Genomic DNA, 15,098 nt, shown 5'->3' with positions numbered 1-15,098 from the left:
ATTGCTAACAATTGCGCTGGCATCGAATAAATTCACTTTTCGCCCGCGCTGACATTTTGTAAGGTGTGGGGATATTGCTCATCAATGACTCAATAAGTCGTATCCTCCAAGGCAGGACAGTTTTATGAAAAACGTTGGTTTAGTCGGTTGGCGCGGTATGGTCGGCTCGGTGCTCATGCAGCGCATGACGGAAGAGCGCGATTTCGACGCCATTCGCCCGGTATTCTTCTCCACCTCACAGCATGGCGCGCCTGCGCCGGTTATTGGCGGTCAGCAGCAGGGGACGCTGCAGGACGCCTACGATATCGATGCGCTGAGCGCGCTGGATATCATTATTACCTGTCAGGGCGGCGATTATACCAATGAGGTTTACCCGAAGCTGCGCGCCAGCGGCTGGCAGGGTTACTGGATTGATGCAGCGTCCTCCCTGCGGATGGACGACGAGGCGATTATTATTCTGGATCCGGTCAACCGCGCGGTGATTCAGCAGGGTCTGGATAAAGGCGTTAAAACCTTTGTCGGCGGCAACTGCACCGTCAGCCTGATGCTGATGTCGCTGGGCGGCCTGTTCGCCAACGATCTGGTGGAGTGGGCGTCCGTGGCAACCTACCAGGCAGCCTCCGGCGGCGGCGCGCGCCATATGCGCGAACTGCTGACGCAGATGGGCATGCTGCACGCCGACGTGGCGAAAGAGCTGCAGGACCCGGCGTCCGCCATTTTGGATATTGAACGTAAGGTGACCGAGGCGACCCGTTCCGGCAAACTGCCGACCGATAACTTCGGCGTGCCGCTGGCCGGCAGCCTGATCCCGTGGATTGACAAGCAGCTCGACAACGGCCAGAGCCGTGAAGAGTGGAAGGGCCAGGCGGAAACCAACAAGATTCTGGCCAGCTCCAGCCTGATTCCGGTCGACGGCCTGTGCGTGCGCGTCGGCGCGCTGCGCTGCCACAGCCAGGCATTTACCCTGAAGCTGAAGAAAGACGTGTCGCTGCCGGAAATCGAGCAGATGCTGGCGACGCACAACGACTGGGTGCGGGTGATCCCGAACGACCGCGAGCTGACCATGCGCGAACTGACGCCGGCGGCGGTAACCGGCACGCTGAATACGCCGGTCGGGCGCCTGCGCAAGCTGAACATGGGGCCGGAATACCTGTCCGCGTTCACCGTTGGCGATCAGCTGCTGTGGGGCGCTGCAGAACCGCTGCGCCGTATGCTGCGTATTCTGCTGTAATGTCAGCGCCATATTTGATGGCGTAATCATACTGAGCCCGCTTATTGGCGGGCTTTTTTATTTTACCCGTCATACTTTAAGCTGCTTTCAGTCACCCGAATCCCTGACCTGAGTCGGTGCATCAAATTACTTTTCTTACCGCCTTTTTGTAACTCGAATTATTTAAGCGTTATATTAATTGTTCGTGTTATTTAAATAACTCGTTATTTTCCGTCAGGAATAATGGCGCTTGGTTGTTTACATTCCGTTCGTTCAGTGATTATTATTCTGATAAAAGGATCATAATGGACGATGGCACAAGGAATGTATCACGATGACGGCATTACAATTCCCCTGCACCATATTTAAAACCAAAAACATAATGGATGATTATGGTGCAGATGATATGCGCTGCGGAGATCTATCCGCCCCCCAATTAAAAACGCATTTTCATTTAGTTGATGTATCCACCCGGGTTAATCCCTATACCCTGACGCAGATCACACCGTTTAATCAGCCGCATTCGCGCTTTTACGGCATGCGCGGGCAGGGGACTACGCTCACCCGGCAGGAGTGCGCCAGAATTCTCTTTGACGAATTCCGTCAGTTATCCCGCCTGTTTGCACTCTATGGCCCCTATAAGCATCTGATTGAGGAAATGATCGGCCATATGCAGCACGGCAATGGCACGCCGTTTAGCAGCCCACATCTGAATGCTGCGTTAAAGGCGCAGATTTTGGGGGATAAGGATACAGAAAATAGTACGCGCCTGCGCTTGGATAAAACACTTAAGCGAAATATAGATTGGGATACGCAGTGTTATCCGTTAGACAAAAGGGATAGGTTAGAGATCGAGATTCTTGATAGTAAACTACCTAAATTCGACCGTTTCCAGGATAACTTTAATGGTATGGGAATTACCGTACACGATACTTGGGTCACGCATATCACGATAAAATCACTGCAGATTGATAATGATCGCTATCGTGCACTGGTACACTACCGGTTGCAGGACCACTTTGGCCTAGATGATGGCGATATCAGGAAGTTCAAATTTAACCAGTTTCGCTTCTTCCGTATCTGGTTTGTACTTCAACGTTATAATCAGTTTGGCTTTCGGCCATTTATGACTAATATGGAAGCAACGATAGAACTTTCCGGGGGGCGTAATGAACGTAAGTAAAAGAGTGCAGTATATATTTGTGAGCATTGGTATTGTGTTATTAGGGTTTTTTTTATCGTTTTTACTACGCCCGGTGAAAATTGTTGCCGTCCATAATAATAATGAATTTAGTGCGGTTTTAGTTCACCATTTCCCTATTACAGATAAAGGTAAAATAGACTGGTGGCTAAAAAACAAAGATAGGTTAAAGAATGAGTATAAGATACCTAATCCTGCATCAGATGGTTTCTTTTCTATTACCTTTTGGGATTTTGGTGATGGTTATAAAGAAGCTGGAAAGTATGATCGGCGTTGCTTTGACGATATGCCAACCAAGAAAAACTGTATAGAAAAAAACAAGGAGTTTATTGTGTCAAATGAAAGGAATGGTGATATATCATTTATAACTAATGGTGATGAGTATCACATGAAGAGTAATGGTGACATTATAAGGATCGGCATTGATTGATAAAACATGAAAAATATTTTTATTGATTGGCCTTATATTCGCGATAAGGTCTATTGTGGGCTAGGTAATCATTTTATACGCGTTATGATATATGCCACCATGGCACTTTGTGGCTTTTTCCTTTGGTGCTCTCTACAACCGCTGGAGATCGTTGCTGTTCATCAGCGAGGGAATTATAGCGATGTGTTGGTAAATAATTTTCCTTTTACGGATAAATGGAGAATAAATTGGTGGTTAGATAATAAAGAGATTCTAAAAGAAAAACATGATATCCCTAAACCAGATTCGGATGGATTCTTTACTATTATATTTTGGGACTTTGGCGAGGGTTACAAAGAGGCAGGAAAGTATGACCGGATGTGTTTTGAAGATATGAAAGAAAAGAAAAACTGTATTGATAAAAATGTGTTGTTTATCATTTCTAATGATAGGAATAACGATATGTTATTTGTAGGGGATAATGGAACCTATCGCCTAAATAAAAACGGTGAAATAACCAAACTCAAACGCAAGTCGGATTAATTCACCGTTGATGTCGGCCGCGTATCGCGGCCAACAGTGTCCGGAGCCTTAGCGGCTTAGGAAGCCAGCGACAGCGCTTTGGCTTTTGCGCGTTCCGCCAGCCACTCGCTGACGCGCGCCTGCTGCGCCTCGTCCAGCCACATGCCGAGCTTGGTGCGGCGCCAGATAGCGTCTTTCAGCTCCACCACCCACTCTTTCTCCACCAGGTAGCGCAGCTCCGCTTCGTACAGGCCGTGACCGAAGTCTTCGCCCAGATCCGCCAGGCTGTTGGCGCCGGACAGGATCAGCTCGCTGTGGCTGCCGTAGGTGCGGGCATAGCGACGCGCCAGTGCTTCCGGCAGCCAGCCGTGTTCACGGCGCAGTTTGGCAGCGTAGCTGTCGCGGTCGCCGCCGATGTCGCCGCCCGGCAGGGTGCCGTTTTTGGTCCAGGCAGGGCCGGCTTCCGGATAGTAACGCGCCAGTTTTTCCATCGCGTGTTCCGCCAGCTTGCGGTAGGTGGTCAGCTTACCGCCGAAGACCGACAGCAGCGGCGCCTGGCCGTTATCGTCGTGCACGTCCAGCGTGTAGTCACGGGTGATGGCCTGCGGTGAGTCGGACTCATCGTCGCACAGCGGACGCACGCCGGAGTAGGTCCAGACGATATCGTCGCGGCCGTACTGCTTCTTAAAGTGGTCGTTGTACACTTTCAGCAGGTAGTTGATTTCGTTATCGTCAATTTTCACGTCTTTCGGATCGCCGTGATATTCCACGTCGGTGGTGCCGATAATCGAGAACTCATCCATCCACGGGATTACGAAGACGATACGGTTGTCTTCGTTCTGCAGAATGTACGACTGCGGCTGGTTATGCGCCTTCGGCACCACGATATGGCTGCCTTTGATCAGGCGGATGCCGTACGGGGATTTCAGCTTGAGGCCGTCGTCGAAGAAGTTTTTCACCCACGGGCCGGTGGCGTTAACCAGACCTTTGGCGCGCCAGGTGAAGGTTTTGCCGCTGTCGATATCGGTCGCTTCCACCATCCACATGCCGTTTTCACGCCATGCGCGGGTCACTTTGGTGCGGGTGCGCACTTCGCCGCCGCGTTCCACCACTTCCTGCGCGTTCAGTACCACCAGACGCGCATCGTCAACCCAGCAGTCGGAATATTCGAAACCGCGCTTCAGTTCCGGCTTCAGTACGGATTCTGGGCCAAAACGCAAACTCTTGCTGCCCGGCAGGCTGGTGCGCTTGCCCAGGTGATCGTACAGGAACAGGCCGGTGCGGATCATCCAGGCCGGACGCAGGTGCGGCTGGTGCGGCAGGCGGAAGCGCATCGGGAAGGCGATATGCGGCGCCAGTTTCAGCAGCACTTCACGTTCCGCCAGCGCTTCGCTGACCAGACGGAATTCGTAGTGTTCCAGGTAGCGCAGGCCGCCGTGGATCAGTTTGGAACTGGCGGAAGACGTAGCACAGGCCAAGTCTTGCGCTTCCAGTAGCAGTACGGACAGCCCGCGCCCGGCAGCATCCGCCGCGATGCCGGCACCGTTGATGCCGCCACCGATAACGATCAAGTCTTTGGTTTCCACGTCATCTTCCTCCAGATGTTCGAAATAGCTCTTTTATGTTCGTTTTCGCTCATCATTGTAATCAAAAACCAACAAACAAGCCAAGAGTTAACCAAACAAAAACATTCACGCGTGATAAAGGTAACAGTTTGGCGGCAATAGACATATAAACAGCAGGGTTTTAACCCGCAGGGTAAAGCGCCGGCAGGCGGAGGAGAGAGGGAAAGCGGAGGCGTTGCGCAGGCCCCCTTCCGGGCGGAAGGGGGAGGTTAAAAGCGGGGCAGAAGAATCAGCACAGCTCCAGCTGTACGTCGTACTGCTCGATAATTTTCATTACCCCGGGCGGCGGCAGCTGGTCGGTGAACAGGTAGTCGATCAGATTCATATTGCCCAGGTTGACCATCGCGTTGCGGCCGAATTTGGAGTGGTCGGTAACCAGCATCACGCAGCGTGAGTTTTCAATAATGGCGCGCTTGGTGCGCACCTCATGGTAGTCGAATTCGAGCAGCGAGCCGTCCATATCAATGCCGCTGATGCCGAGAATGCCGTAATCGAGGCGGAACTGTGAGATAAAGTCCAGCGTTGCTTCGCCCATAATGCCGCCGTCGCGGGTACGCACCTCGCCGCCGGCCAGAATCAGACGAAAATCCTCTTTGGCGGTGAGCAGGGTGGCGACGTTCAGGTTGTTGGTGACGACGCGCAGGTTTTTATGGTTCATCAGCGCGTGCGCCACGGCTTCCGGCGTGGTGCCGATATCGATAAACAGGGTGGCGCCGTCCGGGATCTGGCTGGCGACGCGCTGGGCGATGCGGTCTTTTTCCTCTGACCACATCACCTTACGGTCATGGTAGGCGGTGTTCACCGAGCTGGATGGCAGCGCGGCGCCGCCGTGGTGGCGCTGAATTTTATTTTGATCGGCCAGGTCGTTCAGATCGCGGCGAATCGTTTGCGGGCTGACGTCAAAATGTTCCACCAGTTCTTCAGTGCTGACGTAACCTTGCAGACGGACCAGCTCGATAATTGCGTCATGACGCTGTGTTTGTTTCACGGTAATCCCCTAATACGCCGATATACCCGTCGGGTGCAGTTTGCCGAATTTCTACCCGTAATCTTTTGATCTGTAAAGGTATAGTCTTATTGAGCGTTATTGTTCGTTATGCGCGCGATGACGCGTGTCCCAAAATGCCATCAGCAACCCTAACACTAAACCGGCCACGTGTGCCGCGTTGGCGATCGACATTCCTAAAATATCGAAGTAGCCGGCGACCAGCCACAGCACGGAAAATACCATCAGGCCGCGCGGCAGCATCAGCCCGCGCTCCGGCGCCCGCTCACCGCTGAGCCAGCTGTAGCCCATCAGCGCATACACCACGCCGGACAGGCCGCCAAACAGCGCGCCGCTGAACAGCGATTGTGCCCAGCCGCTGAAGAAGGCCGACACCACCGCCAGCACAAACAGTTTACCGGCGCCGAGGCGTTTTTCCATCGGCCCGCCGAGGTACCACCACCAGAGCAGGTTAAAGGCGATATGCAGCAGTGAGAAGTGCAGAAACGCGTGGCTGATCCAGCGCCACAGCTGAGTATATTGTTCGCCGTTCTGCGGCCAGGAAAGCCAGTACATCACGCTGTCGTCGCCGATGACCTGCATCAGGACATACACCAGAATGCACAGCGCCATCACGCTCAGCGTCAGCGGGCCGGCCTTGCTGCGAATAATCTGCAGGTAGGAGTCGTGCGGGTAGTGCAGTTCGGCGGCGGTGCCGCCGGTCTGCCAGCTGGCGGCCTGATAGCGGCGGTTGAGCGGGTCGCGCATAAACTGCTGCAGTTCGTGTTGCACCTGTTCCAGCCGCTGTTCATCCGCCAGCCAGATCTCCGCGGCGTCCTGGCCGTGGCGCAGTTCCAGCGTAATGCCCTGCGTTGCCATATAGTCGACAAACGCCAGAGCCAGGCGTGGGTTGGATACGGCGATCACTCTAATCATAAGTAGGGAGTTTCCGTCTTGCGTGGATGCGTTGTGGCCGCTGCAGCTGCCGGCGATGGCTGATTATAACGTTGAAAACCGACGTCGCAGCACCGACCTGTGGAAAATCGTGCGGACAGCGGGGGAAGAACAGGGCGCGACGCGCCCTGGGGATTAGTCGGCGCTGCTTTCCACGTCCTGCGGGTATTGACGCAGCCAGGCCTCAAAGCCGCCGTCGATGCTGTACACCGCGTCAAAGCCTTGATTCAGCAGGTACTGCGCGGCGCCGCGGCTGCTGTTGCCGTGGTAGCACATCACCATCACCGGACGATCGAAATCGTTTTGCTGCATAAAGGTTTGCAGCGTGGCGTTGGTGAGGTGAAATGCGCCCGGCGTATGCCCGGCGGCGAAACTTTGCGGATCGCGGATATCGACCAACGCCGCGCTGCCGTCTTGCCAGCGGCCGTGCGCCTGCTCAACGTTGATCGCTTCAAACTGTTCCATGACTTCCAATTGCCTCGTAATTAGGGGACGCCGCTATTGTAACCAATTCCGCGCGCATAAAGACCAGAGCAATACTGTGTCTTTATGCGCCGTAGCCCATCATCTGCAACAGCCGCTGCGCCTGCTGCACCGCCTCCTGCCGGTGGGCGACCCCCAGCTTCTGATACAGGTTGCGGATGTGCGTCTTGATGGTGGTGGCCGCCACCGCCAGCTCGCCGGCGATCTGGTCGTTGCTGTAACCGGAGTAAATCAGTCCGAGCACCTGCCATTCGCGCTGGGTGAGCGGGCTGGTGCGGATAAGTTCGGGCACCTGCGGGTGCGTCAGCAGCTTATCGACGAAGTTCTCGTCAAAATGCGCGAACTTATGCCGGTGATGCTGGTTGATATCGCGCAGGATGCGCTGGGCGCGGTGCTGTTCCAGCTCCGGCAGCGTGTTGAGCTGTATCAGCTGGCGCAGCTGCTGCGCCATGGCTTCGCCCTCAATCACAAAGTGGCTGATAAAGCCGGTGCGGTTGGCCAGCGTCAGCGCTTCAATCAGCACGCGCTGGGCGTCGCTTTTACGCTCGGTCTGCCAGTACAGCTGGTTGCTCAGCAGCAGATTGCGGTTGAGATCGCTGGTCAGGCGCAGCCGGCGGGCGTTGTCGTTCAGCTCGTCCAGCACCACTTCGGCTTCCTGATAGCGGCCGAGCAGGATCTGCACCCGGGCGATATTGCGCCATTGCCCCTGGGTGAAGTGGTTGTCCGCCATGGCGGGCTTTTCGGTATGGCTCAGCCAGCGCGCGGCGGCGGTGACGTCACCGGTCATCTGCCAGTGGATAACCCGCGGTTTGTCGGCGTTGGTCAGCCAGTCGCGGTGGTACTGCGCGCCGTGCTGCAGGGTTTCGCAGCGCTGCAGGTAGGCGTGGGCGTTATCCAAATCGCCGCGCGCCAGTGAACACTTCGCCAGCATGGCGAGACACTGCAGCTGCTGCTGGGGCTGGTAGTTGGCCAGCACCGTCAGGCCCAGCCTGGCGGTGTCTTCCGCTTCGTCCAGCCGCGACCACGACCACAGGATCTGCGCCCGGATGCGCAGCAGGAACTCATGCATCGGCAGCTGCTCCAGATGCTGTTCGCGGATCAGTTCGAACGCTTTGTCCTGGGTTTCGTACGCCGCCTGCAGGAATCCCTGGGCGATCAGAATTTCGCTCTGCTGCAGCAGCGCCCACAGCGCGTAATGATAGGTCTGATGGCGACGGGCCATCTGTTCGGTCTGCTGCATCATCGGCAGGGCGCGCGTCAGCTCGCCTTTACAGTGGTGGATTTCGCCGGTGACCGAGGTGGCGACGATACGGCTGTAGTAACTGGATAGCGGCAGGTGCTTCAGCGCCTGCATCGCCAGCCGCTCCGCCTCTTCCGGCTTGCCGGCGTTGATCGCCACCTGCGCCCGCAGCGCATCAAACTCGGCGCGCAGCGTCGCGTCAACGGCGATCTGCTGGTCGCGCATCGCCTGTTCGGCCCGCTCCAGCTGGGTGTTGACCTCGATATAGCGGTGCTGGCTCTGCGCCAGCCAGGCCTGCAGCAGCGCCAGCTTGGGGTTCTGGATCAGGCGATCGTAAGGCAGGGCGTTCAGGCACTCTTCCAGCAGCGCCAGCTCGCTGTGATGGAACAGCGACCAGGCGTGCTGCAGCAAAATGTCGCGCAGCATGCTGACGTCGTTGGCCGCCAGCGCGTGGTGAATGGCTTCGGCCGGGTAGCCGAGCGCCAGCCAGCCTTCGGCGGCGGCGCGGTGCAGCCCCGGCAGCTCCAGCGCCAGCTCCCACTGGCAGCGCTGGCGCAGGAAAGAGGCAAACAGCGGGTGGAAGTTAAACCACTCGCCGGTATCGTCCATGCGGTGGATAAACATGCCCTGCCGCTCCAGCTCCTCCAGCCGCTGCTGGCCGTTGTCTTCGCCGGTCAGGCGCACGATCAGCGCGTCGTTCATGGAGCGCAGCACCGAGCAGCGCAGCAGGAAGGCGCGCGCGCCGGCGTCGACGTGATCCAGCACCTCGTCCACCAGATAGTCGGCCAGATGGCTGGCGTTCAGCCCGGCCAGCCGCTTCGCCGACTGTTGCGCCGAGGCGCTGGACTGGCGGGCCGACAGGGCGATCAGCTGCAGCGCGGTGGCCCAGCCGGCAACCTCGTCGCACAGGCGGCTGCTGTCCTGCTGCGCCAGCGGCGCCGGCAGACGACAGTCAAAGAACTGCTTGGCTTCCAGATGATTGAACGCCAGCTGTTGGCTGCCCAGCTCCAGCAGCTGGTCGCGCACGCGCAGGTTGGCGATCCCCAGCGGCGGCAGCGTGCGGGACAGCAGGATCAGCGTCAGGTTTTCGGGCTGATGGCGCAGGAAAAAGCGCATGGCTTCATGGATGACGTCGTTGGTGATCAGGTGGTAATCGTCAATCACCATGTACAGCGGCTGGTGCCAGTCCGCCAGTTCGATAAACAGCTGGCCAAACAGCGCGGACAGGCTGGCGTACTGATGCTTTTGGCTGAGGGCCTCGCTCTTGACGCACTGCCCGCCGGTCGCCTGCTGTAGCGCGGCGATCAGGTAGCTGGCGAAGCGTTCCGGCTGGTTATCGCTCTCATCCAGCGAATACCAGCCCAGCTCGGCTTTATCCGCCGCCCACTGGGCGATCAGGGTGGTTTTCCCGTAGCCGGCCGGGCTGTTGACCAGCGTCAGGCGATAGTTTGCCGCGCCGGCCAGTTTCGTCAGCAGGCGATCGCGTACCACGGTATTTTGCAGCCGTACCGGGCGGCTCAGTTTTGATGGGATCAGCATAGTCGTCCAGATATAAAGCGCGGTTCCTGCCGCCGAAACCTGCCCGCAGGGGCCGTTGAAACGCGTTGTGCCCGCCGGGATTGGAGAGACGATTAATTATTTTATAGCGCGTAATTAATCACCCCGTTTAACTTCTGCCAACGATAAGCGTAATGCAACAAGCTTCCGTTTTGACTTGGCGGTAAGTTGCAGTCGATCACACTTTTTTACATCTCGGCGTCAGCGTTTTTCATCCTCTTTGACGTCAGGCAGAGTGCCGCAGATCACATTTTCAGCTACGCCCCAATCCTCCTCCCCAGCTAATCCCCGGGCGGGAGGATGTTCCGATTTTCTCCGCCCGGCAGGATAGCCGACATTGACTTACTTATCGGATAGAGAGCCTCCTATGTCACAGCCTACGCTTAAAAAGGACGTTTTTCTGGCGGCACTGACCCGCCAGTGGCAGCACTTCGGACTGAGTTCCGCCCAGCAGATGACGCCGCACCAGTGGTGGCAGGCGGTCAGCGGCGCGCTGGCGGAACAGCTGGCGGCGCAGCCCGCCCCCGTGCGGCAGGACAGCGCACAGCGTCATGTGAACTACATTTCGATGGAATTTCTGATTGGCCGGCTGACGGCCAATAACCTGATCAACCTGGGCTGGTATGACGAAGTAGCGGCGGTGCTGGCGGAGCAGGGCGTCCAGCTGGCGGACGTGCTGGAGCAGGAAACCGATCCGGCGCTGGGCAACGGCGGGCTGGGGCGGCTGGCCGCCTGCTTCCTCGATTCGATGGCGACGGTGGGGCAGCCGGCGACCGGGTACGGGCTGAACTATCAGTACGGGCTGTTCCGCCAGTCGTTCCGCGACGGGCAGCAGCAGGAAGCGCCGGACGACTGGCAGCGCGAGAGCTATCCGTGGTTCCGTCACAATGCCGCGCTGGCGGTGGAGGTCGGCATCGGCGGCGAGCTGGAAACCCTGGCGGACGGCCGCGAGCTGTGGCGACCGGCGCAGGTGCTGCGCGGCGAAGCCTGGGATCTGCCGGTGGTGGGCTACCGCAACGGCGTCAGCCAGCCGCTGCGCTTGTGGCAGGCCACGCATGCGCAGCCGTTCGATCTGGGCGCGTTTAACGACGGCGACTTCCTGCTGGCGGAGCAGCAGGGGGTAGACGCCGCCAGTCTGACCAAGGTGCTGTACCCGAATGATAACCATCAGGCGGGTAAACGCCTGCGCCTGATGCAGCAGTATTTCCAGTGCGCCTGCTCGGTGGCGGATATTCTGCGGAAACACCATCTGGCCGGCCGCCGTATTGAGGAGCTGGCGGACTATGAGGTGATTCAGCTCAACGATACTCACCCGACCATCGCCATCCCGGAAATGCTGCGCATTCTGCTGGACGAACACCAGCTGGAGTGGGATGACGCCTGGCGCATCACCAGCAACACTTTCGCCTATACCAACCATACGCTGATGCCGGAGGCGCTGGAGTGCTGGGATGAAGAGCTGGTGCGCAGCCTGCTGCCGCGCCACTTCTCGATCATCATGCGGATCAACGCCAACTTCCGCCAGTTGGTGGAGCAGCACTGGCCGCAGAACGAGGCGGTGTGGGCCAAGCTGGCGGTGCACTACGACCGGCAGGTGCGTATGGCCAACCTGTGCGTGGTCAGCGGCTTTGCGGTCAACGGCGTGGCGCAGCTGCACTCGGATTTGGTGGTTAAGGATCTGTTCCCGGAGTATCACCGCCTGTGGCCGCAAAAATTCCATAACGTCACCAACGGCATTACGCCGCGCCGCTGGCTGAAGCAGTGTAATCCGGCGCTGTCGGCGCTGATTGACAGCCGGCTGCAGGTGGAGTGGGCAAATGACCTCGACGCGCTGCAGGGGCTGGAGCAATACGCTGACGATGCGTCGTTCCGCCAGCAGTACCGGCAGATCAAACGCGATAACAAAGTCGCGCTGGCCAACTATGTGCACGGCGTGATGGGGCTGAAACTGGACCCGGACGCGATTTTCGACGTGCAGATCAAACGGCTGCACGAATATAAACGTCAGCATCTGAACCTGCTGCATATTCTGTCGCTGTATCGCCAACTGCGCGATAACCCGAATCTGGACATCGCGCCGCGCGTGTTCCTGTTCGGCGCCAAGGCCGCGCCGGGCTACTACCTGGCGAAAAACATCATCTATGCGATCAATCAGGCGGCGGAGAAGATCAACAACGATCCGCGGGTGAAAGATCGTCTGAAGGTGGTATTTATCCCGGACTATCGCGTCTCCGTGGCGGAGCTGATGATCCCGGCGGCGGATCTTTCCGAGCAGATCTCCACCGCGGGCAAAGAGGCCTCTGGCACCGGCAATATGAAGCTGGCGCTGAACGGCGCGCTGACCATCGGCACGCTGGACGGCGCCAACGTGGAGATTGCCGAACAGGTCGGCGCGGACAATATCTTTATCTTCGGCAACACGGTCGAACAGGTGAAGGCGCTGCAGGCCGGCGGTTACGACCCGCTGCGTTACCGGCAGCAGGATGCGCAGCTGGATGCGGTTCTCGCCGAGCTGGAAAGCGGCGCGCTGAGCCACGGCGACCCGCAGGCGTTTGACATGATGCTGCACAGCCTGCAGGCCGGCGGCGACCCTTATCTGGTGCTGGCGGACTTCGCCGACTATTGCCAGGCGCAGCAGCGCGCCGACCGGCTGTATCGCGATGCAGAGGCGTGGACGCGCAGCGCCATTCTCAATACGGCGCGCGTCGGCATGTTCAGCTCGGATCGTTCGATCCGCGATTATCAGCAGCGTATCTGGCAAACCCGGCGTTAAAGGAGAGCGAATGGATCGTAACAGCATCGACCAGGCGGCGGCTCAGGCGGGCATTATGGCCGACTATGTCAATGCCCATGGCCAGCAGCAGGCTATCACGCCGGAGAGCAAGCGCGCCTTGCTGGCGGCGATGAACAGCAAGGCGGCGTCGGCCGACGCCGCGCCGCTGCCGCCGGTAAAAGTGTTTTTCCAGCGTCAGCCGATTGTCCTGCCGCTGGCGGGCAGCGGCGAGTATGGCTGGGAATTGATCCGCGAAGACGGCGGCCGGCTGCAGGGGCGCGCCGGCGCCGGCAAGACGTTCACCTTACCCGCCGGCGAACTGCCGCTCGGCTATCACCAGCTGCGCCTGACGCAGCAGCAGCAGAGCTGGCAGTGCCGGCTGATTATTGCCCCCCGACGCTGTTATGAGCCGGACGCGCTGCTGACCGGCAAAAAGCTGTGGGGGGCCTGCGTGCAGCTGTATACGCTGCGCTCCGACAGCAACTGGGGCATCGGCGATTTCGGCGACCTGCGGAGGATGGTGGCGGAGGTGGGCGAACGCGGCGGCGCGTTCGTCGGGCTTAACCCGATTCATGCGCTCTATCCGGCGGACCCGGACAGCGCCAGCCCGTACAGCCCGTCGTCGCGACGCTGGCTGAACGTGCTGTATATCGACGTCAACGCCGTGGAGGATTTCCAGCGTAGCGCCGCGGCGCAGCGCTGGTGGCGTCAGGCGGCGACCCGCAAGCGGCTGGCGGCGGCGCGCGACAGCGAATGGGTCGACTATGCGGCGGTGACCGCGCTAAAGCTGCAGGGGCTGCGGCTGGCCTTCAGCCAGTTCCAGACGCGGGCGGCCGATGACCCGCAGCGCCACGCGCTGCGTCTGTTTGTCGCCGAGAGCGGCGACAGCCTTTATCAGCAGGCGGTGTTTGACGCGCTGCACGCCCACCTGTGCGAACAGGATCCGGCGCTGTGGGGCTGGCCGGTCTGGCCGTCGGCGTACCGCCAGAGCGACGGCGAGGCGACGGCGGCGTTCTGCCGCGATCATCAGGAGGAGGTGGAGTTCTACCTGTGGCTGCAGTGGCTGGCCGCGGTGCAGTTTGCCGACTGTTTTGCCTGCTGCCGTCAGCAGCAGATGCCGATCGGCCTGTATCGCGATCTGGCGGTCGGCGTGGCGCAGGGCGGGGCGGAAACCTGGTGCGACCGCGAGCTGTATTGCCTACAGGCGTCGGTTGGCGCGCCGCCGGATATCCTCGGCCCGCTGGGGCAGAACTGGGGGCTGCCGCCGATGGATCCGCACGTGATGGCGGCGCGCGGCTATCAGCCGTTTATCGACCTGCTGCGCGCCAATATGGCCGACTGCGGCGCGCTGCGCATTGACCATGTGATGGCGTTGCTGCGTCTGTGGTGGATACCCGCCGGCGCGACCGCCGACCGCGGCGCCTATGTCAAATACCCGGTGGACGATCTGCTGGCGGTGCTGGCGCTGGAGAGTCAGCGTCAGCGCTGCATGGTGATCGGCGAAGATTTGGGGACGGTGCCGCTGGAGATCGTCAGCAAGCTGCGCGACAGCGGCGTGTACTCTTACAAGGTGCTGTATTTCGAACGGGATGATGAAAACCGTTTCCGCGCGCCGCAGGCCTACCCGGTGCAGGCGATGGCGACCATCACCACCCATGATTTGCCGACGCTGCGCGGTTACTGGCAGGGGGATGATTTACGGCTGGGCGCCTCGCTCGGCCTGTACCCAGACGCCGAGGTGCTGGCGGAGCTGTACGCCGATCGCGAGCGGGCCAAGCAGGGGCTGCTGGACGGGTTGCACCATTACGGCTGCGTGCCGCAGAAGGTGGGCGGCAAGGCGGCGCGTCTGGCGATGAGCCCGCTGCTGAACCGGGGATTACAGCGCTATGTGGCGGACAGCGCCAGCGCGTTGCTCGGCCTGCAGCCGGAAGACTGGCTGGATATGGCGACGCCGGTGAATGTGCCGGGCACCAGCACGGAATACCCGAACTGGCGACGTAAGCTGTCGCAGACGCTGGAGGAGATGTTTGCCGATCGGCGGGTGACGCTGTTGCTAAAAGATCTGGACCGTCGGCGGCGCAACGGTTCGGTGGGGTAGGCGCTCATCACCATGCCGCCGCGGCGGCATGGTGTCGGCAG

General features: G+C 59.1%; 12 protein-coding genes. 7 read left to right on the top strand and 5 right to left on the bottom strand.

Annotated elements, in window-relative coordinates:
• Nucleotides 1-124: 124 nt before the first annotated feature.
• The 4 genes from asd to I6G83_RS05675 all read left to right on the top strand — a co-directional run bounded on the left by asd (nucleotide 125) and on the right by I6G83_RS05675 (nucleotide 3,363).
• Nucleotides 125-1,231: an aspartate-semialdehyde dehydrogenase gene (gene asd / locus I6G83_RS05690; protein WP_015962233.1), complete on the top strand. Its 1,107-nt coding sequence runs from the start codon at nucleotides 125-127 to the stop codon at nucleotides 1,229-1,231.
• A 313-nt stretch (nucleotides 1,232-1,544) separates the two neighbouring features.
• Nucleotides 1,545-2,393 (top strand): YPO3983 family protein, encoded by an 849-nt coding sequence (locus tag I6G83_RS05685; RefSeq protein WP_054305740.1) that lies wholly within the window; start codon nucleotides 1,545-1,547, stop codon nucleotides 2,391-2,393.
• Nucleotides 2,380-2,841, top strand: a complete 462-nt coding sequence (locus I6G83_RS05680; protein ID WP_054305741.1) for a DUF943 family protein — start codon at nucleotides 2,380-2,382, stop codon at nucleotides 2,839-2,841. Before I6G83_RS05685 ends, I6G83_RS05680 begins: the two co-directional genes overlap by 14 nt.
• Before the next feature lie 84 nt (nucleotides 2,842-2,925).
• Nucleotides 2,926-3,363 carry a DUF943 family protein gene (locus I6G83_RS05675; RefSeq protein WP_054305755.1) on the top strand — a complete coding sequence of 146 codons (438 nt, stop codon included), beginning with the start codon at nucleotides 2,926-2,928 and terminating at the stop codon, nucleotides 3,361-3,363.
• A 56-nt stretch (nucleotides 3,364-3,419) separates the two neighbouring features.
• Here the strand turns inward: I6G83_RS05675 and glpD are convergent, their stop codons facing one another.
• From glpD to glpG, 3 genes are all read right to left on the bottom strand, one after another.
• Nucleotides 3,420-4,928 carry a glycerol-3-phosphate dehydrogenase gene (gene glpD / locus I6G83_RS05670; RefSeq protein WP_015962229.1) on the bottom strand — a complete coding sequence of 503 codons (1,509 nt, stop codon included), beginning with the start codon at nucleotides 4,926-4,928 and terminating at the stop codon, nucleotides 3,420-3,422.
• A gap of 268 nt (nucleotides 4,929-5,196) precedes the next feature.
• Nucleotides 5,197-5,955, bottom strand: coding sequence for a DeoR/GlpR family transcriptional regulator (locus tag I6G83_RS05665; RefSeq protein WP_015962228.1), 759 nt, complete (start codon nucleotides 5,953-5,955; stop codon nucleotides 5,197-5,199).
• Nucleotides 5,956-6,051: 96 nt separating this feature from the next.
• Nucleotides 6,052-6,888, bottom strand: a complete 837-nt coding sequence (gene glpG / locus I6G83_RS05660) for a rhomboid family intramembrane serine protease GlpG (protein WP_015962227.1) — start codon at nucleotides 6,886-6,888, stop codon at nucleotides 6,052-6,054.
• Between the two features lie 22 nt (nucleotides 6,889-6,910).
• Between glpG and I6G83_RS23645 the strand changes: the two genes are divergently transcribed.
• Nucleotides 6,911-7,045, top strand: a complete 135-nt coding sequence (locus I6G83_RS23645; RefSeq protein WP_255265502.1) for a hypothetical protein — start codon at nucleotides 6,911-6,913, stop codon at nucleotides 7,043-7,045.
• Here the strand turns inward: I6G83_RS23645 and glpE are convergent.
• Both glpE and malT read right to left on the bottom strand, forming a co-directional pair.
• The gene (gene glpE, locus I6G83_RS05655) at nucleotides 7,042-7,371 is read right to left on the bottom strand and encodes a thiosulfate sulfurtransferase GlpE (RefSeq protein ID WP_015962226.1); all 330 of its coding nucleotides are present in this window, start codon (nucleotides 7,369-7,371) and stop codon (nucleotides 7,042-7,044) included. The two genes, I6G83_RS23645 and glpE, sit on opposite strands and share 4 nt — an antisense overlap.
• Nucleotides 7,372-7,453: 82 nt before the next feature.
• Nucleotides 7,454-10,168 carry an HTH-type transcriptional regulator MalT gene (malT, locus tag I6G83_RS05650; protein WP_054305743.1) on the bottom strand — a complete coding sequence of 905 codons (2,715 nt, stop codon included), beginning with the start codon at nucleotides 10,166-10,168 and terminating at the stop codon, nucleotides 7,454-7,456.
• Between the two features lie 385 nt (nucleotides 10,169-10,553).
• On the opposite strand from malT, the gene malP reads away from it, so the two are divergent.
• Nucleotides 10,554-12,959 carry a maltodextrin phosphorylase gene (gene malP / locus I6G83_RS05645; RefSeq protein WP_054305744.1) on the top strand — a complete coding sequence of 802 codons (2,406 nt, stop codon included), beginning with the start codon at nucleotides 10,554-10,556 and terminating at the stop codon, nucleotides 12,957-12,959.
• Between the two features lie 10 nt (nucleotides 12,960-12,969).
• Nucleotides 12,970-15,057 (top strand): 4-alpha-glucanotransferase, encoded by a 2,088-nt coding sequence (gene malQ, locus I6G83_RS05640; protein WP_054305745.1) that lies wholly within the window; start codon nucleotides 12,970-12,972, stop codon nucleotides 15,055-15,057.
• The last annotated feature ends 41 nt before the right edge of the window (nucleotides 15,058-15,098 follow it).

The sequence above is a fragment of the Serratia rubidaea genome (assembly GCF_016026735.1).
In the GTDB taxonomy this organism is placed as follows: Bacteria; Pseudomonadota; Gammaproteobacteria; order Enterobacterales; family Enterobacteriaceae; genus Serratia_B; species Serratia_B rubidaea.
This window is presented reverse-complemented; position numbering and strand designations above follow the sequence as displayed.

What these genes read in the sequence shown, in the direction of transcription:
- I6G83_RS05685 (WP_054305740.1), top strand. Translation starts at nt 1,545, where the DNA reads ATGACGGCATTACAATTCCCCTGCACCATATTTAAAACCAAAAACATA.
- glpE (WP_015962226.1), bottom strand. Translation starts at nt 7,371, where the DNA reads ATGGAACAGTTTGAAGCGATCAACGTTGAGCAGGCGCACGGCCGCTGG.
- glpG (WP_015962227.1), bottom strand. Translation starts at nt 6,888, where the DNA reads ATGATTAGAGTGATCGCCGTATCCAACCCACGCCTGGCTCTGGCGTTT.
- asd (WP_015962233.1), top strand. Translation starts at nt 125, where the DNA reads ATGAAAAACGTTGGTTTAGTCGGTTGGCGCGGTATGGTCGGCTCGGTG.
- malT (WP_054305743.1), bottom strand. Translation starts at nt 10,168, where the DNA reads ATGCTGATCCCATCAAAACTGAGCCGCCCGGTACGGCTGCAAAATACC.
- I6G83_RS05680 (WP_054305741.1), top strand. Translation starts at nt 2,380, where the DNA reads ATGAACGTAAGTAAAAGAGTGCAGTATATATTTGTGAGCATTGGTATT.
- malQ (WP_054305745.1), top strand. Translation starts at nt 12,970, where the DNA reads ATGGATCGTAACAGCATCGACCAGGCGGCGGCTCAGGCGGGCATTATG.
- I6G83_RS05675 (WP_054305755.1), top strand. Translation starts at nt 2,926, where the DNA reads ATGATATATGCCACCATGGCACTTTGTGGCTTTTTCCTTTGGTGCTCT.
- malP (WP_054305744.1), top strand. Translation starts at nt 10,554, where the DNA reads ATGTCACAGCCTACGCTTAAAAAGGACGTTTTTCTGGCGGCACTGACC.